The following is a 23,199-nucleotide window of genomic DNA, read 5'->3' on the forward strand; positions in this document are numbered from 1 at the left end:
CGAGCAGCCTGAGACGAAAGGATACGTAATCACTATGGGGCGCATTTGGAAACTCGGCGACAACATCAATACCGACCTGATCATCCCTGGACGCTATAATGTCACAACCGATCACGCACAACTGGCGAAATATTGTCTCTTTGAAGCCTATCCAGAATTTTCGCAGAACGTCAAAGCCGGCGATATCCTCATCGGAGGACATAACTTCGGCTGTGGCTCTTCTCGCGAGCATGCACCGACCTCGATCCTGGCCAACAAAGTCAAAGTCGTCATCGCACGCAGCTTCGCACGCATCTTCTATCGTAACGCCGTCAACATCGGCCTGCCGATCATGGTCTGTGAAGAGGCGGTCCTCAACAGCGAAGACGGTCAGGAGCTTGAGGTGAATCTGGAGACTGGTGCGATCAACAATCTGACCACCGGACAGACCTTCCAGGCGGAGCCGTTAGATCCATTTGTGGCGCGGATCGTGGCTGCCGGTGGGATCATCAACTACATTGAGATGGAAGGGACCCTGCGATGACTGCCCGCCAATTTCAGTCACCGCCCACCGTCTGCGTCATAGCAGGCGACGACGCTGCACCGGAGGTCATGCGACCAACGGTGCGCATCCTGCGTCAGCTCGCGCCCGACATTCGCTTCGTCGAGGTGCCCTGCGGACGCGAGGCGCAGGCGCAGCTCGACACGCCCTTTCCCGATGTCACGCGTGAGGCGATTGATAACGCGGATTGTACCTTATTCGGTGCCAGCGGCGGACCCAGTCGCCCAATCCTCTGGTATCTGCGCTGGAACAAAGAGACCTTTATTAACGTGCGCCCCGTGCGCTGGATACCCGGATATAACAGTCCCATGCGGCATCCCGAGCTCATCGACTACGTCATCGCTCGCGACAACCTGGAGGGTATGTATCCTCCTCGTGAAGGCGATGTCTCCGAACTCGCCACGCTCAGCAGCAGCAGCAACTGGTGGATGGCTCCGCCAGTTGACAAAGTCGGGGCCTACTCGATCAAGGTCAGCACCGATGAGCAGATGTACCGCGTTGCCAACTATGCCTGTAAGCTCGCTTTAGAGCGTCAGGCCGCTGGCTATCCTGGTAACGTCACGCTGGGAGCCAAATACTCGATCCAGCCGCGCACCGATGGTCGCTTTCGGACCATTGTCAAGGAGACCGTCAGCCAGCACGCCAGCCTGACCTATCAGGAATTTCTCGTCGACGATATGGCGCGACGGCTGGTCGCATCGCCTGAAGCACTCGATGTGGTAGTTTTGGGCAACGAGCACGGTGATATCCTCGCCGACGTCTCCAGCGGCACCATCGGCGGCCTCGGACTGTCACCCAGCGCCTGCTACGGCGAGAATTATGCCTACTTCGAACCTGTCCACGGATCGGCCCCCGATCTGGCCGGCAAAGGGATCATCAATCCGACCGCCATGCTCCTCTCGGGCGCGCAGATGCTTTATTATCTGGGATACATCGAGCAGGCCCGTGCCCTGGAGTCCGCTATCGAGCAGACTTACGGCGATGGCTCGTTGCTACCAATCGATCAGGGTGGACAGGCTGGCACGGAGGAATTTGTTCAGGCGATCATTGATCGCTTGCCTGGCTAATTGGATGAAATTGTAGTAGTTATGCAAAAAATAAGGTGATACTTTTTAGCCTTGAATCTTTTGGATTTAAGGCTTTTATTGTGCCAATTTAAAATCATGAGGATTTTTCAACATCCATTGCCGCTTGTTCTTTTTCACAAGCTTACCTTTAATACTGACTAATTTATTGTCTCGATGGGCATTACAGGCCACTTGATAATCTTCAAAATTGAGAAAAACAATAACTTTTCCATATATGCTGGACGATATCGTAACTCTCTTATGTTTCTCATCTTCCGCATTTAATAATGTAACTTCTCCGTCGATAATCTTTTCTGCCTCGTTGATATCAAAAGACTGAGAAGCTTCTTCTAATACGCGTGCTGCTTCCTCTAAATAGTAAGATATATTTCTATTTAAACGGATAGGCGGCATTTCAACTAGATCTTGTGATGGCTGTAATTGTAATGACCATGATACTGAAATTTCAACATCCCAATTGCCTATATCTTTAAACATCTCAACTAAAGAAGTACACATGTTCGCGTTTAAGCCCGTTCCAAAATTTTGAGTAATTTCAAATGGATTTTGTGTCGCTTCGGCTTTATGAGCATCTAAGAAGCCCCTCGTAATGCGTTCCACAACTTTTCTTTCTAATGGAGTAGCAGCAATATCTGTTGGATCAAGCATTGGCACTTCAAGGGTGGATTCTAGTACCAATCCAAAGCTTCCGTAGAATGTATGGCCGAATTGGAAATGTTGTGCTTGTTGCTTGCCCTCTTTAAATGGATGAGCAAAATAGCGTTTTTGATCTCTTTCCATGCACGCTGCATAGATGACCAAGTTTCGCCAACTCTGAACAAGATGAGATGCGAGGTCAAGGGATGGAAGTATTGTTGGGGGGAGTAACATTCTCATATTTATTGTATCTCTACTTATGGCATGTATTTTCTTAAGAATATCTTGTAGATCAACTTGTTCAAGTGCTGCTATTATATTGAGTGCTATAGCTACTTGTGTTTGCTCACCTTGAGAAGCTTGGGTTAGAGGAAGTAGAATCCTGATAAGTTTTCCGGTGTCATCTGTCATTCCATTGGACATGGATATTTGATTGGTTGGATAACTAATTTGCTTCCAACCGATGAGATGCAAATAAGCTACTATATCTTCAATTTTTATGTCTTGTATTATTTGTTTGTCAAGCATAATCATAACAAAATTCCTTTATCCATCTTTTCAAATAAATTGTCAAGCGCATCAGGAGTAAAACGCTGACTTCGTGGAATATATACTTTTTTTGATGACGTATTGGGAGTTGGTACTACCTCTTTCCATAGTATCCAGTAACAACATTTGCGAAGTATAAGATATTCTTCACTAATCTCAATCCAGTCGTTAGAATCTTTAGGGAGATGTAGTACTAACAAGAGCAATGGAACTTTGGTAACTTGTTTTATCGTCACCAAACGGTTATATGCATCAGCTGTGATAGAGTAAATAAGCCCATCATCTCTAAGAGCGCATTTTGTAGATGCTTTAAGCTGATATTGTATTATGCGTCCATTCTCTATTCTTTTTCCTCCTATTATATACACTCCATGAAACGATCCATCAATCCCGTAATCATGATTAGGCTTTGCCACAATTGCGCCTGCCCTTGCTGCAATCGTGTAAATATATGCTTCGCTTAAAGACTCTTCTTTGTGCTGTTCAGTCATACCTGAAACAGATGATGTGTTGATGGCAGTAACTCCTAAAAAACCTAGCGAGGAATAATTACATACGTAATATAAGACGATCTGTGTTGGTTTTATTAAAATGTTTTTGGCGATTTGATATGTAAGTAATGCTCTGTGCTATAAAAAACTTATTCGCGGTAGCCCTTTTTGAACAGATAAGGCAGATAAGGAATGCTGAATTCTATGTGACTGTTAGAATAAAAGCGTCGATATTGATTATGAACTGAATACTAACTGCCAATTTTACCGAGTAAAATATTTGACGCACACAAATATTTGTGTTACTATAATTTTGAAATGAAAAATATAGGATTACGACAACACAAAAAGGCGCAGATGCGCCAACATATTGCTGATACCGCGGCGCGCCTGTTCGCTGTCCACGGTTATGATCAGGTCTCAATTGCCGACGTCGCACAGGCAGTAGAAGTCTCAGATCAAACGGTCTATAACTATTTTCCGTCAAAGCAAGATCTTGTGCTTGATCGGGCTGAAGAGATCCGTAAGCGTTACCAACAGGTTATTCTCAATCGGCCAGACGGAACAAGCCCTGCTACAGTTCTGCATACCCTGGCACGCGAGGATATCGAGCGGTACCGTCACGCTGATCTTGATGAAGTACGCGGCCAGTACCCCGTGCTGTGCATTACAAGCTCCAGTATTCGTAGGTTTGCTTTAGAGGCTCGCGATCAGCAGGTTGCAACCGTTGCTGCCGCCATCACTGAAACGTGCCCTACTATTCATCCGGCTGTTATATGCGCTCATGCGTCTGCGCTCATCTCGGTCTTTCAAATGATTAGTGACTGTATTGGCCAGAGCGTAGTAGCCAATACGTCCCCTATAACCGTTGCCGACGAACTGACACTCGCTGCCGAGGCCGTCTTCAGTGATCTGGATAGCCATTTCCGCGCACTTATGGATCTAGCAGTTCGCAACCCCTATAAAAAGTCAAATCTTTAATTTAAAAGGAATACAGCACATGGATCAAAATGCAGTAAGCCAAAAAAGTAACCAATTAAAAAATACGAGAGTTCTCATTTCTGGTGCCAGCATTGCTGGTCCCGCGCTAGCATTTTGGCTGCATAAATACGGTTTCGATGTGACAATCGTTGAAAAGGCGCATGAAGTGCGTGCTGGTGGCCAGGCCATCGATTTCAAAGGCGAGACCCATCTGACAGTACTAAGCCGGATGGGCATACTTGATGATGTCCGACAAAGACGAGTCGTCGGAGGGGGCGATGGGGTCGTTGTCAATGCTGATGGTCGTCAGATCGCTGTTGTACCGGGTGAATTTAGTGGCGGAGAGATTGAGATTGTTCGCGGCGATCTGGCTCACTTGCTTTATGAACGCACCGCCGCGACCTGCGAATACATATTCGGCGACTCAATTACTTCGCTTACCGAGACCAGCAGTGGTGTTGAAGTAACCTTCCAGCATGCGGCATCGCGTGTGTTCGACCTGGTGATAGGTGCCGACGGTATCCATTCAAACGTCCGCAGCCAGGCTTTCGGACCCGAGTCGGATTATGTTCAGTATTTGGGTCATTATTACGCCCTGGCGGATACCAACAGCGAAGTCAGTCGTGAAGATTTGATGTACAACGAGCCAGGCCGTATGGCAGCGGTCGGTGGCCTGAAAGCCCCGGCGTTTTTCGTATTCGCATCTGAGCCACTCAATTACGAGCGTGCTGATGTCGAGCAGCAAAAGAGGCTACTGATAGATGCCTATCGCGATGGCGGCTGGAAAATCCCGGAGTTACTGGAACAGATTCCAAGCGCGAAAGAATTTTATCTCGACTCGATCAGCCGTGTGACAATTGACCACTACGCCAACGGACGCGTCGCCCTTTTAGGAGATGCTGCTTATGGAAATGCTCTGGGTGGATTCGGTACCGGGCTTGCCATTGTCGGTGCCTACGTACTTGCTGGTGAACTACTCTGGGCCAACGGCGATTACAAAAAGGCGTATGCACAATACGAGGCTAAGTTCCGCAATTACGCGAAGGTCGCCCGCAAGGTAAACGCTGGCCGCTTATTGGCTCCATCAACCCGCCTGGGACTCTACCTACGAAATCGAATGTTCTCGGTAGCGATTCTGTTTAAAGGCCTGATGAAGTTGATGGATCACTTTGCTACAGACATCAAATTGGAGAACTACACTCAGGAGCATCAAACCTCCCGAGAAACCTCTGAAGTCCATTCTTGATGATACATTAGAGCCTACTGAGATGCTGCCCTCAGTAGATGCTTGAGTACGAGATATAATGGGCAGGCAGGTAAAGAGGAGTTTGTCCAAGCGATCATAGAGCGTTTACCTGGCTAAGTAGCTTGTCTTAAAAACTATATCGACGCTTCTTAGGGGCCTTAAGTCATCCAGCCGACTTGGGGTCTTTTGTGATGCTGTATGAGATATGTAATGGGTATATATTAAGAGTTTGATGAGTACTTGATGGCTATCTCTTGCACATCTCATCTGAAATTATTTAATAAAATAAAATATTAATATTAATATTAGAAGTAGCAAGGAATTTGATCAAATTATTTCTTGAGCGTTATCTTTATTAGAGCTGGTAAGATAGCTTTGAAAGGCGAATAACATAATGAGAAAACTTGCTATTCTCGCAGAAGGATGCTTCCAAGTAGATGCTAGTAAAACAGCAACAGGAGTGCTTCGTTATAGTAGCGATGAAGTAGTTGCAGTTATCGATAGCAAAAGAGCAGGTCAGGATGTCGCTCATGCGCTTGGAGTAGATCTTGGCAAAGGTATTCCAGTCGTGAGTAACATTAATGAAGCTCTCGATCATCAACCAGATACTCTTCTTATTGGAGCTGCTCCTAGAGGTGGTAGTCTTCCACATAAATGGCGTTGGCAAATTTTAACTGCTATTGAAAATAAGCTAGATATTATTAATGGTCTGCATACTTTTTTTTCTGAAGATGAGGAATTACAAATGGCAGCCCAAAAACAAGGTGTTACGCTTTGGGATGTACGGCTTTCCCATAATCACAAAGCTGTTTCTAGCTATGCTCCTCATCGATCTGGTAGCCATGTCGTTCTTTCAGTTGGCTCTGATTGTTCAACAGGAAAAATGACTACTATGCTAGAAATTAATCGGGAAGTACAGCGACAAGGTTTCAATAGTGAATTTGTCGCAACAGGTCAGACTGGCATCATGATTTCAGGGAATGGCTTGCCTGTAGATCATATTATTAGTGACTTTGTTGCTGGAATGGTTGAGGCAATAGTGCTTGATTTCACTTTCAAACATGATTGGGTTTTTGTGGAAGGGCAAGGCGCACTTAATCATCCTGGCTATTCTTCTGTCACCCTTGGTCTGATGCATGGCGCACTTCCAGATGCAATGATTTTTTGTTATAAGGCTGCTACTACTACTATTAAAGGATATGATAATTGTCCATTTCCTATACTTTCTCGTATGATTGCTATGAACGAAGAGGCAGTGAACTGGCTTCACCCACAGCATAATAGTAAAGTTGTTGGTATCTCACTCTTAACATATCATCTGTCAGAGGGTGAGGCTCTTCGTGAAGTAAAAAAAATAGAGGATGAAACTGGTTTGCCTACGACAGATATACTGCGGTTTGGACCGGGGAAGTTAATTAAAGCGCTGAATCAGCATTTTGGTTCTTCTGTTATCGTTTCTGAGTGCGACAGTTGATGAGTGGTAACAACATTTTTTGTAGCTTATGAATAGGTTACAAAAAATGTTGTTACTATATTAAAACCTCTGAAGTACAAAAAAGAAATGCTTGGAGCATTCGCAGGAGGTATGTTATGACAAATAGGCAATCAGAAAATAAATCAATAGAATTGTACCGTAAGCTCCTTTTTCTCATCCTGCTGAGCCTCTTTTTTATTTTCAGTGCCGTAGTTCTGGTTATTTATATAGTTGGAGGAGGTGATTCATACACATGGTTAGGAAAAGGAGAGCAGTTTTTATTAAATATCTATCCTAATATTTTGCCTGTCCCTGTTACATTGCTCTTTGGCTATTTTTTCTTTGGGCCAATCCATCAGGCAGACCAGGATGCAAATGAGGAGCGATTATTAAAAAAAATGAAGATATCCCTTCTACCTGATTTTGAAAATATACTCGCTGAACATATAAAAGAAATTCCTGGTTCTATAGAGCAATCTACCCTAAAAAGCATATTACAAGATGCTGTTACTATCCAGGATATGGGAATAATGGCTGTTGTACCGCATCTTAATTATGGAGAACTACGAAATCGCATCGCTAGGAGCAAAGAGCGTGTCTATATCTCTGATACCACGATTTTTTATCAACTTAGAGAGTTTGAAAAAGCATTCGAACAGGCCAATTTACATAGAATTCCTTTGCGCATTCTTTTGCTTGATCCAAAATCACCTGTAGCAAAACAGCGATTAATAGATCTTCATCAAGAGAGAGAACAATTAGGTCATACCTCTAAGCTGACCTCTACAATTATTGCAAAACCTTTTAAAACATTATCTTTAGAAAATCTTGAATTAAGGCTTCACTCTACAATGCCAGCAATGCAAATCTTTATCTGTGACAATCAAGCCACTGTGGGCTTTTATTTCCATGGACAAGATTCTCAGATCCTTCCACAATTAGAAGTGCTTATCAAGAATGCTAAAGGTGAGTATACGCCCTTTGGAAAACTGATTGAAAATGATTTTGAAAAGAGGTGGAGCGTAGCAACGCTTGCCCCATTCTAATTAAAGATGCAAATGTGATTAATGTCAAGCTTATTCAGGCATATAGAGACTGTTTGGCGTGGATGCTTGATTCCCTGAGGTATAATTAACAGACATGTGTTCAGACTGTCTATGCCATTGAATAGACCTGCAATCTCTCTTCTAGTAATTTATGCCCTTTTGTGAAGACTACTGTGTGCTAAACTGCTAAAATGGGCATCAAGATATAAAGTAATCATGCCTCTGGCTCTGAGTGAGTCTGTCAGGTGGGGTAGATGTTCAGTATCTATCGATATACATTGCCGCGGTATCGCTCTGATGACGCGAACGTATAATTTGGAGACATTTGAAATATGAAAGCTGATTGGGTTACAAAGGTCGCTGATCGTGTGGAAGCGAGTGTGCGGCAACGTAAGGGTGCGGACGCTACTATTGTGTGTGCGTCGGGCATTAGTCCATCGGGACCGATTCATCTGGGCAATCTGCGCGAGCCGATGACGGTCCATCTGGTGGCCGAAGAGTTGCGTGGACGTGGCTGGAAGGTTGACCATATCCATTCCTGGGACGATTATGATCGCTTGCGCAAGGTTCCGGCTGGTATTCCGGCCGAGTTTGCCAACTATATTGGGATGCCCTATGCTGATATCCCTGATCCCTTTGGCGAGTACGATTCGTATGCGACGCGCTATATGACCGATTTTATTGCTGGTCTGGCTCGACTGGGTATCCATCCGCGCTATGTGCGTCAATCAGAGGCCTATCGCCGTGGCGACTATCTTGAACAGATCAAAGTGGCGATGCGACAACGCGCCGACATTTTTGATATTCTTGCCGAGTATCAGAACCTTGAAGGCCAGAAAGATACTATTGAAGAGCGCCGCGCCGCATATTATCCCTTCAAGGTCTATTGCGAAAATTGTCACAAGGATATGACGCGTGTGACCTCTTATCGCGATGAGGATGTCTTCCTGACCTATACTTGCGATAATTGTGGACATGAGGGTGGCTACAGCCTGAACGATAAGATCGATGGCAAGCTGGTCTGGAAGGTTGACTGGCCGATGCGCTGGAGCTATGAGCAGGTCGACTTTGAGCCCGGTGGCGAGGATCATTCATCGCCAGGGAGCAGCTATACGGTCGGACAGCGTATCGTCCAGAAGCTTTTCAACTGGACAGCGCCGCAGTTCATCGGCTACGCCTTCGTGGGCATGGGAGGACGTTCAAAGATCTCCAGCTCGGTTGGCACGAACGCAACGGTTGCCTCGGCACTCGAGATCATTGAACCAGCTATCTTACGCTGGCTCTATGCACGCCGTGCCAACAATCAGGCGTTTGAGATCGATTACGGTCAGGGACTCCTGCGACTCTATGAAGAATGGGATGCTCTGGTGCGTCAGATTAACAAAGGGGCTGCCAGCGAGGTCAGTCAGAAGTTGTTTGAGCGTGCCACGAAGACGACAAGCGAAGAGATTATCTACACGCATAAGGCCGTTCCATTTCCATTGCTGACCTCCGTGATCGACGTCACGCAGGCCAACGAGGAGCAAGTGCTACGTATTATCTCGCAGACGCTGCCCGATGTTGGTTCAGAAGACTCATCCACGCTGCGTGCCGAGCTTGAGCCGCGCTTTACCTGTGCCCTGAATTGGGTCAACAACTATCTACCCGATGACGAGCGTACCCAGATCGGCACCAGCTTTGATCAGATCGCCTTTGAGCAGTTTTCGCCTATGGATCAAGCTGGAGTACGTCTGCTCGCCAGTCAATTGGATAGCTCCTGGAATCTCAGTGCACTCTCCTCGTTGATGTATAGCATTCCCAAGATTGTGCGCGGCCTGGATGTCGATACTCCTCCCAATGATGAGCTAAAACAGGCGCAACGCTCATTCTTTGTCGCACTCTATACACTCATTTGTGGCAAAGACACGGGACCACGTATCCCCACGCTACTGCTCTCCATTGGCCTGGAGAGAGCCAGGCAGTTGTTGACCCCTTCTGCCGACGACGAGAGCGAAAAGAAAGATCATCAACTGGCAACAAAGTAAGCCTCTCGGGCACGATGTCCTACTCGACGTATGATCAGGCACCCTGGCGTGGTTCGCCGAAATCCTGCAGTCTTGTACGAGTTACTGGGACATCGTGCCCGAGGGCACGACGCTACTACTCTGCCAAAGATCATCACGCCTCTGTCTCAGAGGAGATATGTTCCCAAAACAGATCCGTGAAGTCGTGGGGTGAGACGCCCACCGACGTAGCGGCGCGGCTCCGCCGTGCTGTCACTTCCCGCACGACACCGTCCCACGTGCCGATGGAAGCAACGCCAACAAGACGCTCCACGGTGGGAAGATTGTGCAATGGAACCTCATGAGGAGCATGGTCGGACGAGTCACAGACAGCACGGCGGAGCCGCGCCGCTACGTCGGTGGGCGTCTCACCCCATGAGGTGCATATCTCAGATGAGAGATCGGTACGATGACCGTTGACAGAGTACTACGTATCTATTATGCGACCTCATGCAGGCGCCCGCTATGGACATCGTAGATGAAGCCTTTAATCTCGATACTTTCAGGTATCAACGGTGATGTTTTTAGAAATGTAATATCATCGCGCACTGACTGCTCAAGATCGTTGAATGGCAGGAATGCGATATGATCGGCATCAGCGTGCAGTTCCTGCTTGATCTTCTGATGAATATCCTCATTGGTGAAGGTGAGCATTCCACAGTCCGTATGATGGATGATCACAATTGTTTTGGTTCCCAGTAGTTGCTCGGAAATAACCAGAGAACGAAGCGCGTCGGCTGCTCGCCCGCCAGCGTTGCGGATGACATGAGCGTCACCTTCTTCCAATCCCAGTATGCGAGCGGGATCAAGGCGAGCGTCCATACAAGCCAGTACCGCGACGTGACGTCCAGGTGGCAATGGAAGATCACCTTTATGGAAGTTAGCGGCATACGTATTGTTCGCTTGTACAAATTCATCAATTACTGACATTCCGATTCTCCTTACTCAATACTATAACGTTGGAACTTTAACATATGATGGTTCTTCGCATAACAACAATTATCCCTAATCTGTTATTCCTGCTGCTTATCATATTCATAACCCAGTCATATGTATGCATGTTTCCTTGCGATTTTATGACAATCTCTTCATCTTCTCTTCATATTTGGATGGCATACTGATAATGAGAGGGTGTTATCTCTGTCAAAAACGTTCGAAGATAGGGGAGATTCTATGGATGTGCGTGATGATGTGTTGCCAATGCACGATTATTTTATCTATGTTCCAGTCACGCGTGAAGATGCACATATTTTTGATGAGCAGCCATCAGGACCAAGTGTGTGGCGGCCTGCTGTGTTGCCTGTGCCAGAGCTTGATCTGTCCTGGACCAGAATTGCTCTGGCCGATAGCCTCGCCGTCTACGCCCGCTTCTAGAGCCGACGAGATCTCTTTTTCTTGTGAGAAGTTACCTTGGTCTATTCTGGATGGCGTCATACCTATAGAAGCATACCAGAATCTTTGATCGACGTTGTCTGTGCTTCAAGAAGGAGATCATTGCCATGGATACGAATAAACACGGGTATTCTATGGGGGGCGTCACGGCTGTGCGTGGAAAAGTATACAGTACATCTGAGACGGCCTTTGGATTTCTGGCAATTTTTGGTGCAGTCCTGGCTGTTGCCTGGGGGATGAGTAATCTTCCAGGTGGAAAAGCTTAGCTGTAAGTTACTACGTCCTGGTTGGGATCACATGAGTTCGGAGACATCAAAAAAGGAAGTCCATCATGCAGACAAAGCTGATGGACTTCCTTTTTGTGGGTTGGAGGCTGCTGCTTCTGGAAGGCTTAGATCGACAATTGGTTGCCGGTCTTTTTTTGTGTAAGCTTTTTGCTTGCAAAGGCGACTACTATTAGCGGGTTTTCCTATGGCTAGTCATTGCTTTGAACAATTTGAGGCGCATTGGGAGTTTTGCGGATGACCGCGAAACGTTCCATCCTGTTGTCTGGGATAGTCTAAAGGTCAATCATAATAGAAAGGTATCTCTATGTCTCTTGTACGCCGTGTGTTTTCTTCCAACATCGGGCAATTAGTGCTTGAAATTATTCTGGTTCTGGTACCAGTACTTGTGTTGACTAATCTATTGAGTCTTCTGCCCACCTCATTTCAGGAGAGTGCTGGAGGCGATCTTGTTCTCAACACGCTGGCGGCTATCGTTATCGTGGTTGTGTTTACGCTGGAGATGCATAAGCTCGAACATCGTTCTCTCGACGATGTGGGATTTGGTCGTCGACAGTGGTTGCGCCAGACGGTGCTCGGTTTCACACTTGGTGGTGCTTTGATGACATTTGTCATTCTCGTACTGGCGATTACTGGCTCCTACCACATTACTGGTGCAGATGGATTTGCCATCTTTGAATGTATCTTCCTTACCATTGCGCTGGTCCTGCTCACACTGCTCTTTGCACGTAGCCCCAAGATTGGCTTCTTCCACTATGTGCTTTTTGTGTTGTTGATTGTCGGCTTTATTTCTACCTCCGTCACGATGCTGATCATGATTGGTGGTGCGATCCAGGAGGAACTGATCTTTCGTGGTCTGATCTTTCGCAGGCTGGAGCGCTCCTTTGGTTCCTGGATAGCTCTGGGAGTCAGCGCGGCCTTGTTTGGATTTGCCCACCTACTTAATCCTAATGGCTCGGTGATAGGTGCTCTGGGGATCGCGATTACAGGCGGTGTTCTCTCCGCCATCATCTATATTATGACGCGTAGTCTATGGTGGGCTATCGGTGTACACCTGGGTTGGAACTACTTTGAAGGGCCGTTCTTCGGTGCGCAAGTCTCAGGACATAATGGCCTGCCCGGCATCTTCTCTTCCACCCTCACTGGCCCGGCTGCGTGGTCTGGCGGCACTTTTGGTCCCGAAGCTGGTCTGGCCAGCATTATTCTCATTAGTGCGTTTGGCTTTTACCTGTGTTATCGCGCCTCGCGCCGGAATCTCATGCTTCCACGCAAGCAGCCGCAGCCTCAGCCATCAGGTATCCCAGAAGATTCGCGCTCAGAGAGCGTCGATGTCTGATCTGTGCAAGAGGTAACGAACGTGGCAACCATGCCTGAAGTGACAGGCATGGTTGCCACGTTCGTCCTGCGTTTTCTGCTACTTTACAACTGGTAATAGCAATCTTAACGCGATCCCTATCTATGGCGTATGGAAGCAGGTGATGATTGGATTTTATTCCGTAATTGCACCTTCAGAGGCTGATGCGACAAGCTTCGCATATTTGGCCAGCACGCCTCCTCGGTGGTACTGAGGTGTTGGTGCCTGCCAGGCGCGTAAGCGTGTCGCGATTTCATCGTCGCTGAGATCGATGGAGAGGAGATTCTTCTCAGCATCAATCGTAATCATATCGCCGTTTTGCACGATGGCGATCGGGCCACCGACCTGAGCCTCAGGGGAGATATGTCCGACGACCATACCATGTGTGCCGCCTGAGAAACGACCATCGGTGATCAGGCCAACCGTTTCGCCATAGCCCTGACCGACGAGTGCCGAAGTCACAGCCAGCATCTCGCGCATACCAGGACCTCCCTTTGGACCTTCATAACGGATCACTACCACATCACCATGCGTGATCTTATGATTCATGATTGCGTCAAAGGTTTCATCCTCAGAATTGAAGACCTTTGCCTGTCCACGATGAACAAAGGTCTTGAGGCCGGCGATTTTGCAGACGGCTCCTTCTGGTGCCAGATTGCCTCGTAGGATGACGAGTGGACCAGAGGGATGGAGTGGCTTGTCGAAGGAGACAACGATTTTCTGTCCTTCTGACAAATCTGGGAGATCTGCAAGATTCTCTGCCAGCGTTTTGCCGGTGACTGTGAGCGCGTCGCCCTGGAGCAAACCTTCTTTGAGCAGGAGGCGCATGACAGCTGGCACGCCGCCGACGCGATCCAGATCGGACATCGCGTAGCGACCACCAGGCTTGAGGTCTGCCAGATGGGGTACGTGCTCACCGATGCGCGTGAAGTCGTCGATGGTCAGAGGAACATCGATCTGCCGTGCGATCGCGATCAGATGGAGGACCGCGTTGGTCGAGCCGCCCAGTGCCATGACGAGGGTGATGGCGTTTTCAAAGGCTTTTTTGGTTAAAATATGCTTGGGCGTGATACCTTTTTCGATCAGCTGGATCAGTGCCTGACCAGCTTTATAGCAATCCTCGCTCTTGCGTGCTGTCACTGCTGGCATCGACGAACTGCCTGGTAGGCTCATACCCAGGGCTTCAATCGCAGAAGCCATCGTATTCGCTGTATACATGCCACCGCAGGAGCCTGCTCCTGGAATAGCGCTGGCCTCCACTTTGCGTAGTTGCTCCTGATCAATCTTACCCGAACTATATTGCCCGACAGCCTCGAAGACGCTGACGATATCGACGTCCTGACCGTTGCAGACGCCTGGCATAATTGTTCCGCCGTAGACAAAGATGCTGGGAATATCCAGACGAGCCAGAGCCATCAAACAGCCAGGCATATTTTTGTCACAGCCACCAAGCGCGATGACGCCGTCGAAGCGCTGTGCGTTTGAGACTAACTCGATCGAGTCGGCGATCACCTCACGGCTCGGCAAAGAGAACTTCATTCCCTCAGTCCCCATCGAGATACCGTCACTGACTGTGATGGTGCCAAAAATCTGTGGCATCCCACCGCTCTCGCGTACACCCTCTTTCACCTTTTCCGCCAGGCGATTGATATGAGAGTTGCAGGGAGTAATCTCGGCCCAGGTACTGGCGACACCGATCAACGGCTTATCGAAGTCTTCATCAGTCATCCCGACAGCACGCAGCATCGCGCGATTGGGGCTGCGCACCTCCCCTTCAGTAATCATACTGCTGCGGCTGTTTAACTTCGTTTTCTCACTAATTTTTGCCATAGCTACAATGCGATCCTTTCCATACGAACACATCTGTTCTCGATCGAGCTGCACGTCAAAAGCATTTTTTAGTTTTTTGAGCGTGACTCTCACACTTGCGAATGGGAGCTATCTGGTTACAATGACAGTGGTATCCGACAAGTATAGTATCGAATGCATCGAATGTCTAGTTGCTCAATTAGATATGTGTATACAGATGGTACACTGATAAATAACGAGATTTCTGGCATAAAGATAGCATGACTTTCTTATAGTTTTTTGATTTGTCTCGATGTAGCAACAGGAGAATATACTGATGGGTACTTTGTCTGGACAGGTTGCTCTGGTCACAGGAGCTGGCGTGGGTATTGGTCAGGAGATCGCTATCGAGCTGGCGCGTCAGGGAGCGAAAGTAGCTCTCCATTATGCTAACAGTGCTGCGGGAGCTCATGAGGCGCGAGGAACCATCGAACAGTTTGCCGGTGAAGCGATTGTCGTTGCCGGTAATCTGGGGATCGTCGACGACTGCCGACGCCTTGTCGATAAAGTTATTTATCACTTTGGAGGTATCGATATCCTCGTGAACAACGCAGGCGTCACACATACGAATGCCTTTGAGAATGTGACTGAGGAGGATTTTGATGCTATCTTTGCTTTGAATATCCGGGGATATTTTTTCTGTGCTCAGCAGGCGATAAAATCGATGGAAGAGCGCGGGAGTGGATCGATTATCAATATCACATCGACGCATGGTCGAGCAGGCTTCTCTCGGCACTCGGTCTATGCCTCCACTAAAGGAGCCATCGACGCTTTTACACGCGAGCTGGCGATTGAACTGGCTCCTCGACATATCCGCGTCAACGCTGTTGGCCCTGGTCTGATCGAAGTACCGCGCTATCATGAGATTCCCAACTATACCACCGCCATGGGCAATACTATGGTGCCGCTGGGACGCGTCGGTAGGCCCAAAGACGTGGCTCCCATGGTCGCCTTTCTGGCCTCCGACGCCGCCTCTTTTATCACCGGACAGATTATCTATGTCGATGGTGGCACCGTGGCAAAGATGGCTCTCGATTGGGATCAAGGTGAGCAGCCTCTTTAAAATGATTGGGTGCTATCCTCGAGGATTTTGATTAAACCACATATTCCAACGTCTATAATCTTAATAGCGCTTCATACAGGTGCAACATTGATTTATCTGTATGCTTTTACCTCTTTGGCGTTGGGAAATGTGCTATGACAACTTCGTCATCCTTGAATAATCTAGTAACTGCGCTGGAATTAAGGAAGAAGCAATTCGATGCAACAAGCTATAATCTTCTTTTAACTTCAGCGATTTCATTGACTAATGATGTTATTAAGCGGATCTGTGCAATCAATAGTTGGAAAAAGTTTAGTCGCTATCTTGGAGATATAGGGCTTGCTTCTGATGATTGCTTCAATCTACTTACTGAATATGTAGGTATGCAGAATAACTATGAAGGATATTGGGCACTTGCTCATCTTGTCAAAGAAGGTTATTTCTCAACTATTCTTACGACAAATATCGATTCAACACTCGAGGATATTCTGTTTGAAATGGGGTTAGCCTTTCGGGTGCTCATTGTTGGCCGTGACCAGGACGGGTATATAGCAAGAAGCCTCAATGATTCTTCTCGCGCTGTGCAGATTGTAAAATTGCATGGTAGCCTCAAAGAGAGAGTCCTTCCAAGGCAGTTTCTGGATGCGGTTGATTATCCTTTGCGGCTACGTGCGAGTCTAGGACATTATCTCAATGATGATATTATTGTCGTGGGCTCTGTTGAACGCGATAGAGATATTGTAAGGATTATTCACGCCGGCCAAAAGAGCCGTGTTTTTTATGTGATTCCTCATATCTCTTCCCGTGATTATGTGATCAGGTTGATTACTGCACGTGGAAATATTCCTGCTTCGTCGTTAATTTCAGGCCCTGCAGGCGTTTTCTCAACTTTTTTCAAAATGCTTGAATTCAGGCTGTTGCCTGATGCACCACTTCAATTAGAAAGAGCAACTCTACTTCGTGAGGATGCAGAAAAAATTTGGGAAAAGCCTGAGTATGATAAAGAAAAGTTAGTTGCAGATGTATTGTTAGTCACCGTTACGGAAATTGAGGCCATGGCTGTACTGAATGAGTTTATACCACATCGGCTATGTTTTATCGGTGCGAGAGCTTATTATGATCTTGGCGTTGTGGGTGGTGCCAGAATATTTATGGTGCAGTCTGAAATGGGTTCGGATGGGCTTGGAGGCTCTCGTTTTACTGTGGATGAAGGTATCACCGCGCTCTCCCCCAGGGCTGTAATCGCAGTTGGTATTGCCTTTGGCACCGATAAAACAAAGCAAAAACTAGGGGATATCCTGGTCTCGCGTCAATTAGCTCCGTATGATTTCCAACGTATTGGAAGTGATAGCGCTGGAGCACCAGCCGTCTTCATACGAGGAGATCGTGTTTCTGCTCCCATCTGGCTGCTGGAGAGATTTAAAGCTGGCCTTAAAACATGGCCTTCTGTACCATTTGTGCATCTGGGGCTTATGCTCTCAGGTGGTAAGCTCATTGATAATCAAAGTTATCGTGATCAGTTATTGCGCAGTGTGGGAGAGGCTATCGGCGGTGAAATGGAAGGAACTGGCTTTTATGAATCTGCTCAACGTCATAATGTGTGCTGGCTTATTGTTAAAGCTATTAGCGATTGGGCGGATGGACATAAAGGTGAAAGCGGATCTCAAAAAGAGGCTGCTCAAAATGCAGCACGTTTCACATATCATGTAATTCAGCAAGGAGGTTTTCGTTAAGCTGAAGATTTTTTGTTTACTCTTTATCTAAAGCAAGTAAGCTTACCTTCTTGTGAAAGAGAAGAGTGAAAGATAATTTTGCTATGTAACATTCCATCTTGCTAAAAATTAGATGTATAGTTATACTTAATGATAGATGAACATAGAATAAAAGTATCCTTGATGGAAAGCAAATAGTATATGCCTGGGAAAATAGTAAAAAGAACGATCACGGATTTAGCGGAAGTGCTGAAGATATATGGCAAAAATAATCAAGGCATGGTGCTTTTCCTGGGCTCCCGTGCGGGCGACTTGTTTCGAAGTGCCACTTTTTATAACATAATGGAGCAATATAGCCCCCGAAATTTTAGCCTTCTATCCCGTGACGACCAATTTGCCGAATGTTATCGTATCTTGCAAACAGGTCGTTTCGATGCTAGTACCCTCGACAGTATCTTAAAGTTAGCGCTAAGCGATACTGTGACTATTGAAGCAAGTATCTGCTTGGCTGAATTTATCAAACAAGACTTATTTGACATTATTGTATCGACAAATATCGATGCATTTTTAGAAGAGGCACTTAAAGAGATCGGCGTGAAGGAGCATCATTTCGACGTTTTTATCCCTGAGAGTATGGCATTGGATGAACTTATGTTTTCTGGCAAAAGGCTTACAACGCGGATAATTAAGGGATTTGGAGATTTGTCATCAAGAGTGTATAATATAACAAAGCGTGATTTCTATCTTGACCATGTTCCTGAGCTAAAAAGCTACTTGGAGAGTACCTTGACGCGTGACGTGCTTATCGTTGGTTTTGATCCTGTGTGGGATGCGGAGATGCTACGTGCATTTCCTCCTGAGGGGAAAACTTGCTGGCTTATTTCTGAGGAAGAAGTTTCTACTAAGCATCCTCTGGTACTTCAGGCTAGAAATGGACGTGAGATTGAATGTATTACCGGAAAAGTGGGAAGTTATGGGCAAGCTCTCAAAGCTCTCTACTGGCATTTGTCAGAAGGGATGCCCAATAACTATCAACTTGTACGTGATACCCTGACGGAATTAAGATATATACATAACAACATCAGTTTGCTGCGAGAAATATCTGATGAGGTTCGTGCAGCCCATAAAAAGATCTCATACTTACATAGTCAATTTATACAGCATAATGATGGAGGAGAGACTATTTAAAATAATGGATACTTTTGTAAATAGAGAGGTAGCTCTGGATTATATCGACGGAGCATTTGATGCCTTGCTTGATAAGAAGCGTCTTTTACGTACTCCAATTATTGACTTTTATGGTGTCGGGGGAATTGGAAAGACCTTTTTTTTAAAAAAGGTGCAGCAACGGTGCTTGGATGAGAATCTGCGCTGTGTCTGGATTGATGCAAGCCAAAAGATCTCTACTATTTCCCGCGAGATTATACGTCAGGTACAGATTGGTGGCATGGCGCCATTGTTTGAAGAGAGTGATATAGATGTCCTCGATAGGTCTATTTTCGCTGTTAATCTCTTACTTAAACGAGAGGCCGTGGCTATCTTATTTGATGATGTTGATACAAGCAATCTCAAAGAGCAGCGCTGGCTTGAGACATTGCTAAGAGCGTTAAGTGATGCTGCCAATATTCTTCTCGTTCTGACGAGTAAAAGAAGGCTTTCTTTTGAACATGAGCGTTCATTGGCAAATAAACTTGCTTCTCTTCCTTTAGAGCCATTTGACCTTTCTGGTTGTGAAGCCTATTTAAATGCTGTCGGTAATCACAGTGAGCCAGAGGTTCGTCGTCTGCTCTTCATCTGGTCGCGTGGCTATCCTATCGTATTGGATGTTATGGTCCAGGCGCTGAATAGTGGCTTAGATCTTCTCAATGAACAAGATCAAAAAGCTATTATGTCCAGGATTACTGATCAGGTCTTGGTGCAACATATCCTGATGAAAGTGGATCCTACAGAATATTACTGGTATCAGGCTCTATTATCACTGCTCTCGGTCCCAAGGCATTTTAATCTTGTAATCATGCAGGATCTGATCGAAAAATTTACCCCCGAACAACGTCTTGCCAATAGCCTGGAGTATTTTGGGCTTCCCCGACAAATCATTCAAACCACTGAAGTCCTCAATTGGAGTGTGGCCGGGGCTGGTTATTCTGTTAGTCCCCCTGTGCGTACGCTCTTTTTATTGAAGTTTCAGATTGAACAACCAGATAGGTATTATGCTGCGCATAATTTTCTGGCCCAAATTTACTGGCATTGGGCTCGCGATGAATCGGGAGCGGATAGAATACGTTATCTCTGCGAATATCTTTATCATGGTGCTAGTGGTGAGAAGGCAACACTGTTGGAGCAGTTCCTGTTTACTGCCATTCAGGATACTGCTGAGGCGTACCCTGAATCATTTGCGCAGTTTGCCAATGAAGTTGAACGAGATAAGGATCTTACAGAATTGTTTGCCGGTAGTGTAAGTCACATAAAGTCGTTGATGCATCAACATCTGGTTCACATTTATAAAAATCAGGCTGTAGTATCATCGGGAGTAGAGCGTGTTAAAAACCTGCGGTTGATGTTTGAGCATATGTTGAGCGACTCAGAGATGAACGATCTCTCGTCCATCTTAAAACAGACTATCCAGCAGATCATGCAGCAAGAATCGGCAGATATTACCTCCAAATTATATCAGGGGCTGGCGGCCGATGAGCGCTTTAGGGTGGCCCTTGGAGAGGACTTCGAGGAACTTTCCTTACTTATTCGTACTGATTATAAGCCAGAAGGGTAGGGGCACATGAGAAATTTACAGGTGTCCGAGCATTTTATTGGTCGCACGTCCGAGCAGAAGATTTTTGCACAATGGTTAGATGATCCTCATGCCCCACATATCCTTTATTTTTATGATGCTCTCGAGGCGCCAGAAAAAAAAGGTGGTGTCGGAAAGACGCTCCTTTTAAGAAAATGCCAGGAGATGGCTCGGCTCCAACATCCAGATATGGCGCTTGCTTTTATTGATTTCTTTAATGTTGGAGACCGTAATGGCGTGGTTGTGGCAGAGCGTATCGTTGAAGCATTACGGGAAGCGTTTCCACTCTGGATTCCGGGTTTTTTTCTGGAAGCTATTGCTGAATACCGCGATGTGAATAAGCCAGAGGATGCTGAGGCGACTGAATCTCGTGGTGCACTCTTTAAGGCTTTTACGCTTGATCTGCAACAATTAGATCGACAACTTGCTCAAGATCAGAAAGCGCTACTGGTGTTTTATGATACCTATGAGTTGATAGAACAAAATCCTATCGTTGCGGCCCTTCGCTTTTCTCAACGCTTTCCTGATTCCTACCACTTTCAACATATGTATGCGGTTATTGCCGGCCGGAACGCAATAGATTGGGATCATCCTAACTGGAGAGGGCGTGAACAAGAGGTGAGAACTGTTGCTCTTTCACCTTTTAGCCAGACAGAGATGATTGAATATATTGCGGCTGAATCGGTCTATGATATAGATACATATGGTACTCAAACCGGTGCCCTGTATGAACGAACGCAGGGGCGGCCAATCTTGATAGGTCTGATGACCGATGTGGTGAATAAACATGTTGCGACCTTAGATGAGTTGGCGAGGGTCCCGCAACCTGATTTTGAACCCCATCTCGTAATGCAGATCAATAATCTGGAACACCCATTAAACTGGATTGTTCTGTTTATGGCACACGCCTATCATCGCTTTAATCAGGATATCCTGAACTGGATCTTGCGGGAAGCACACCTGAGACAGCTGGTTCAAGATGGGCAATTTGACGCTATGGTCTCCAGCTTACCTACATTATCTTTTGTGCGCCGTCCTGGATCAGGCAACGATTTTGTGTTACACGATGAGATGAGACGTCTGGTGAATCGTTACTGCTGGCCTCTTCATGATAACGATATGCGCTATCGTGCTGCCATTAGCCGTAAAGTCATTGAGTATTATAACTATCGTATGCGTATTGAACCGTCTCAACAAATGCAGCAAAATTATCGTTTGGAAGTCTTGTTTCATCGTTTGTTTCTCGATGTGGCTGATGGCCTTGATTATTTCGAGGAGCACTTTAATCGTGCCATCTATCGCTGGCAAAGCCCTTTTGCACGCATCTTTCTCCAACAAGCTCAGCAATTTGACGATAGGATGTCTGTAGATCAGCGTAATCTCTTGCGTATGTATTATGGCACACTCTTGCAGGCGGAAGATAATCCTGCTGAAGCATTGAGTATCTATCAGGAATTGGAGCGAGACGCCGATGCTCAATGGAATCATGAGAACCGTTTGAAAATTTTGGATGGAAAAGGTAGCTGCTATCTTGCTTTGAGCCTTTTTTTGGAGGCTATCAACTATTTTGAGGCATGTCTGAAAATTGAACAAGCACAACAAGATGAGTCAGCTATTGCTACTCGCCTGGGTCGTCTCGGTTACGTATACCGACGCCGTGGACAATTTGATACAGCCGTGCGCTATTACGAAGAGAGTATTGCGATTCACAAGCGCAACGAGAATCATCGTGAGACCGCGAATATGCTGAATAATAGTGGCTATGTCTATAGGCTCCAGGGTAAACTGGACGAGGCTTTGCTACGATGCAAAATTGCCTTGCGTATCCGACACGATTTGTATAGAACTGGAACGATTGGAGAAGTTCCCGTCGGCCTGACCTATAGCACGATTGGTCAGATTTATCTTGATATGGATAATATTGAGGAAGCTGAAGAAGCGTTTAAACGTGCATCTGACATTTATACCCGTGCACGGGATAGAAAATCTATCGCTTCGACGATGAATCGTTTTGGTCAGGTGGCCATGGCAAGAAGAGATTGGCAAGAAGCACAACAGTGGTTTGAGCGAGCTCAGGAGGCTTCTATTACTATTAATGCTGAGGCTCATATTAATAGTTTGAATAAACAAGGGCGTATTCTTGCTATACAAGGACACTATGCTGAGGCGATTCCTTTTTTTGAGCAAGCTGTCACTCTTGCCAGGCAGGTTCATGATGATTATCAACGCGTAGAGAGTTTAGTCGATCTTGCGGAATCGTTGACATCGATACAGCAAGCGTCGCGAGCACAAGTACTTTTACAAGAGGCGGACGATATTTCTCAGCAGTGGAATTACTTTCACTTATTGGGCCATGCGGCAGAGTTCCAGGCAGATAGAGATTATGCTGCTGGATGCTATGAGGATGCTTTTGCTCATTATAAGAAATATTGTTATTCCATGTCACAGCGTAATGCTCTGGAGTATAGTAAGGCACGGCGTAAATTGACTGACCAGCTTGTCGGCGTGCCAACAGAGCATCTTCATTCGATAATTACCTCACTGATTGCTTACTGGCGCGAACAGAATATGGTTGAGGCGTATCCAGATTTTGTCCGTGCATGTCAAGAGGTGGCTGATTCCCTCTAAAAATTTTACTGCTTGAAGAAAGTTGCCAGGTCCGATAAAGCGGCCGGGTCACAATCA

20 protein-coding genes are annotated in these 23,199 nt (G+C 46.4%); 15 read left to right on the forward strand and 5 right to left on the reverse strand.

Annotated elements, in window-relative coordinates; genetic code table 11:
• Positions 1 to 34: 34 nt before the first annotated feature.
• Positions 35 to 523, forward strand: a complete 489-nt coding sequence (locus AC27N8_RS27425) for a 3-isopropylmalate dehydratase small subunit (RefSeq protein WP_487071412.1) — start codon at positions 35 to 37, stop codon at positions 521 to 523.
• Positions 520 to 1,608, forward strand: a complete 1,089-nt coding sequence (locus AC27N8_RS27430) for an isocitrate/isopropylmalate family dehydrogenase (RefSeq protein ID WP_487071414.1) — start codon at positions 520 to 522, stop codon at positions 1,606 to 1,608. Before AC27N8_RS27425 ends, AC27N8_RS27430 begins: the two co-directional genes overlap by 4 nt.
• A gap of 75 nt (positions 1,609 to 1,683) precedes the next feature.
• Here AC27N8_RS27430 and AC27N8_RS27435 read toward each other — a convergent pair whose 3' ends face one another.
• Both AC27N8_RS27435 and AC27N8_RS27440 read right to left on the reverse strand, forming a co-directional pair.
• The gene (locus AC27N8_RS27435) at positions 1,684 to 2,799 is read right to left on the reverse strand and encodes a hypothetical protein (RefSeq protein ID WP_487071416.1); all 1,116 of its coding nucleotides are present in this window, start codon (positions 2,797 to 2,799) and stop codon (positions 1,684 to 1,686) included.
• The gene (locus AC27N8_RS27440; protein ID WP_487071418.1) at positions 2,796 to 3,305 is read right to left on the reverse strand and encodes a DUF4365 domain-containing protein; all 510 of its coding nucleotides are present in this window, start codon (positions 3,303 to 3,305) and stop codon (positions 2,796 to 2,798) included. The genes AC27N8_RS27435 and AC27N8_RS27440 overlap by 4 nt, the downstream gene beginning before the upstream one ends.
• A 357-nt stretch (positions 3,306 to 3,662) precedes the next feature.
• Here AC27N8_RS27440 and AC27N8_RS27445 point away from each other — a divergent pair, with 357 nt between their 5' ends.
• From AC27N8_RS27445 to lysS, 5 genes are all read left to right on the forward strand, one after another.
• Entirely contained in the window at positions 3,663 to 4,286 is a 624-nt protein-coding gene (locus tag AC27N8_RS27445) for a TetR/AcrR family transcriptional regulator (RefSeq protein ID WP_487071420.1), read from the forward strand.
• 19 nt (positions 4,287 to 4,305) lie between these two features.
• Entirely contained in the window at positions 4,306 to 5,532 is a 1,227-nt protein-coding gene (locus AC27N8_RS27450) for an FAD-dependent monooxygenase (protein WP_487071422.1), read from the forward strand.
• Positions 5,533 to 5,926: 394 nt separating this feature from the next.
• A complete protein-coding gene (locus tag AC27N8_RS27455) occupies positions 5,927 to 7,006 on the forward strand; it encodes an N-acetyltransferase DgcN family protein (protein WP_487071424.1) in 1,080 nt (359 codons plus the stop codon).
• Positions 7,007 to 7,122: 116 nt separating this feature from the next.
• Positions 7,123 to 8,052, forward strand: coding sequence for a hypothetical protein (locus AC27N8_RS27460; RefSeq protein WP_487071426.1), 930 nt, complete (start codon positions 7,123 to 7,125; stop codon positions 8,050 to 8,052).
• 332 nt (positions 8,053 to 8,384) lie between these two features.
• Positions 8,385 to 10,076 carry a lysine--tRNA ligase gene (lysS, locus tag AC27N8_RS27465; RefSeq protein ID WP_487071428.1) on the forward strand — a complete coding sequence of 564 codons (1,692 nt, stop codon included), beginning with the start codon at positions 8,385 to 8,387 and terminating at the stop codon, positions 10,074 to 10,076.
• A 133-nt stretch (positions 10,077 to 10,209) separates the two neighbouring features.
• On the opposite strand, the gene AC27N8_RS27470 is transcribed toward lysS, so the two are convergent.
• Complete coding sequence (locus AC27N8_RS27470; protein WP_487064165.1) at positions 10,210 to 10,386, reverse strand: hypothetical protein; 177 nt, start codon at positions 10,384 to 10,386, stop codon at positions 10,210 to 10,212.
• Between the two features lie 146 nt (positions 10,387 to 10,532).
• Positions 10,533 to 11,024 (reverse strand): beta-class carbonic anhydrase, encoded by a 492-nt coding sequence (locus AC27N8_RS27475; RefSeq protein ID WP_487071430.1) that lies wholly within the window; start codon positions 11,022 to 11,024, stop codon positions 10,533 to 10,535.
• Positions 11,025 to 11,267: 243 nt separating this feature from the next.
• Between AC27N8_RS27475 and AC27N8_RS27480 the strand changes: the two genes are divergently transcribed.
• From AC27N8_RS27480 to AC27N8_RS27490, 3 genes are all read left to right on the forward strand, one after another.
• A complete protein-coding gene (locus tag AC27N8_RS27480; protein WP_487071432.1) occupies positions 11,268 to 11,468 on the forward strand; it encodes a hypothetical protein in 201 nt (66 codons plus the stop codon).
• A gap of 125 nt (positions 11,469 to 11,593) precedes the next feature.
• Positions 11,594 to 11,752 (forward strand): hypothetical protein, encoded by a 159-nt coding sequence (locus tag AC27N8_RS27485; RefSeq protein ID WP_487071434.1) that lies wholly within the window; start codon positions 11,594 to 11,596, stop codon positions 11,750 to 11,752.
• A gap of 325 nt (positions 11,753 to 12,077) precedes the next feature.
• A complete protein-coding gene (locus tag AC27N8_RS27490; protein WP_487071436.1) occupies positions 12,078 to 13,106 on the forward strand; it encodes a CPBP family intramembrane glutamic endopeptidase in 1,029 nt (342 codons plus the stop codon).
• 153 nt (positions 13,107 to 13,259) lie between these two features.
• Here the strand turns inward: AC27N8_RS27490 and ilvD are convergent, their stop codons facing one another.
• Complete coding sequence (gene ilvD / locus AC27N8_RS27495) at positions 13,260 to 14,954, reverse strand: dihydroxy-acid dehydratase (protein WP_487071438.1); 1,695 nt, start codon at positions 14,952 to 14,954, stop codon at positions 13,260 to 13,262.
• Positions 14,955 to 15,249: 295 nt separating this feature from the next.
• Here ilvD and AC27N8_RS27500 point away from each other — a divergent pair, with 295 nt between their 5' ends.
• The 5 genes from AC27N8_RS27500 (at position 15,250) to AC27N8_RS27520 (ending at position 23,142) form a co-directional block, all read left to right on the forward strand.
• Positions 15,250 to 16,035 (forward strand): SDR family NAD(P)-dependent oxidoreductase, encoded by a 786-nt coding sequence (locus AC27N8_RS27500; RefSeq protein ID WP_487071440.1) that lies wholly within the window; start codon positions 15,250 to 15,252, stop codon positions 16,033 to 16,035.
• Between the two features lie 134 nt (positions 16,036 to 16,169).
• Positions 16,170 to 17,747, forward strand: a complete 1,578-nt coding sequence (locus tag AC27N8_RS27505; protein WP_487071442.1) for a phosphorylase family protein — start codon at positions 16,170 to 16,172, stop codon at positions 17,745 to 17,747.
• 180 nt (positions 17,748 to 17,927) lie between these two features.
• A complete protein-coding gene (locus AC27N8_RS27510) occupies positions 17,928 to 18,914 on the forward strand; it encodes an SIR2 family protein (RefSeq protein ID WP_487071444.1) in 987 nt (328 codons plus the stop codon).
• A 4-nt stretch (positions 18,915 to 18,918) separates the two neighbouring features.
• Entirely contained in the window at positions 18,919 to 20,496 is a 1,578-nt protein-coding gene (locus AC27N8_RS27515) for an NB-ARC domain-containing protein (RefSeq protein WP_487071446.1), read from the forward strand.
• Positions 20,497 to 20,502: 6 nt separating this feature from the next.
• Positions 20,503 to 23,142: a tetratricopeptide repeat protein gene (locus tag AC27N8_RS27520; RefSeq protein ID WP_487071448.1), complete on the forward strand. Its 2,640-nt coding sequence runs from the start codon at positions 20,503 to 20,505 to the stop codon at positions 23,140 to 23,142.
• Positions 23,143 to 23,199: the final 57 nt, after the last annotated feature.

Source organism: Dictyobacter sp. Z7_2, assembly GCF_057551105.1.

Bases quoted from the DNA above. Each gene is read 5' to 3' on its own strand.
- AC27N8_RS27430 (WP_487071414.1), top strand. From the start codon at position 520: ATGACTGCCCGCCAATTTCAGTCACCGCCCACCGTCTGCGTCATAGCA.
- AC27N8_RS27515 (WP_487071446.1), top strand. From the start codon at position 18,919: ATGGATACTTTTGTAAATAGAGAGGTAGCTCTGGATTATATCGACGGA.
- AC27N8_RS27520 (WP_487071448.1), top strand. From the start codon at position 20,503: ATGAGAAATTTACAGGTGTCCGAGCATTTTATTGGTCGCACGTCCGAG.
- AC27N8_RS27505 (WP_487071442.1), top strand. From the start codon at position 16,170: ATGACAACTTCGTCATCCTTGAATAATCTAGTAACTGCGCTGGAATTA.
- ilvD (WP_487071438.1), bottom strand. From the start codon at position 14,954: ATGGCAAAAATTAGTGAGAAAACGAAGTTAAACAGCCGCAGCAGTATG.
- AC27N8_RS27500 (WP_487071440.1), top strand. From the start codon at position 15,250: ATGGGTACTTTGTCTGGACAGGTTGCTCTGGTCACAGGAGCTGGCGTG.
- AC27N8_RS27480 (WP_487071432.1), top strand. From the start codon at position 11,268: ATGGATGTGCGTGATGATGTGTTGCCAATGCACGATTATTTTATCTAT.
- AC27N8_RS27435 (WP_487071416.1), bottom strand. From the start codon at position 2,799: ATGATTATGCTTGACAAACAAATAATACAAGACATAAAAATTGAAGAT.
- AC27N8_RS27425 (WP_487071412.1), top strand. From the start codon at position 35: ATGGGGCGCATTTGGAAACTCGGCGACAACATCAATACCGACCTGATC.
- AC27N8_RS27450 (WP_487071422.1), top strand. From the start codon at position 4,306: ATGGATCAAAATGCAGTAAGCCAAAAAAGTAACCAATTAAAAAATACG.
- AC27N8_RS27460 (WP_487071426.1), top strand. From the start codon at position 7,123: ATGACAAATAGGCAATCAGAAAATAAATCAATAGAATTGTACCGTAAG.
- AC27N8_RS27445 (WP_487071420.1), top strand. From the start codon at position 3,663: ATGCGCCAACATATTGCTGATACCGCGGCGCGCCTGTTCGCTGTCCAC.
- AC27N8_RS27455 (WP_487071424.1), top strand. From the start codon at position 5,927: ATGAGAAAACTTGCTATTCTCGCAGAAGGATGCTTCCAAGTAGATGCT.
- AC27N8_RS27440 (WP_487071418.1), bottom strand. From the start codon at position 3,305: ATGACTGAACAGCACAAAGAAGAGTCTTTAAGCGAAGCATATATTTAC.
- AC27N8_RS27475 (WP_487071430.1), bottom strand. From the start codon at position 11,024: ATGTCAGTAATTGATGAATTTGTACAAGCGAACAATACGTATGCCGCT.
- lysS (WP_487071428.1), top strand. From the start codon at position 8,385: ATGAAAGCTGATTGGGTTACAAAGGTCGCTGATCGTGTGGAAGCGAGT.
- AC27N8_RS27485 (WP_487071434.1), top strand. From the start codon at position 11,594: ATGGATACGAATAAACACGGGTATTCTATGGGGGGCGTCACGGCTGTG.
- AC27N8_RS27490 (WP_487071436.1), top strand. From the start codon at position 12,078: ATGTCTCTTGTACGCCGTGTGTTTTCTTCCAACATCGGGCAATTAGTG.
- AC27N8_RS27510 (WP_487071444.1), top strand. From the start codon at position 17,928: ATGCCTGGGAAAATAGTAAAAAGAACGATCACGGATTTAGCGGAAGTG.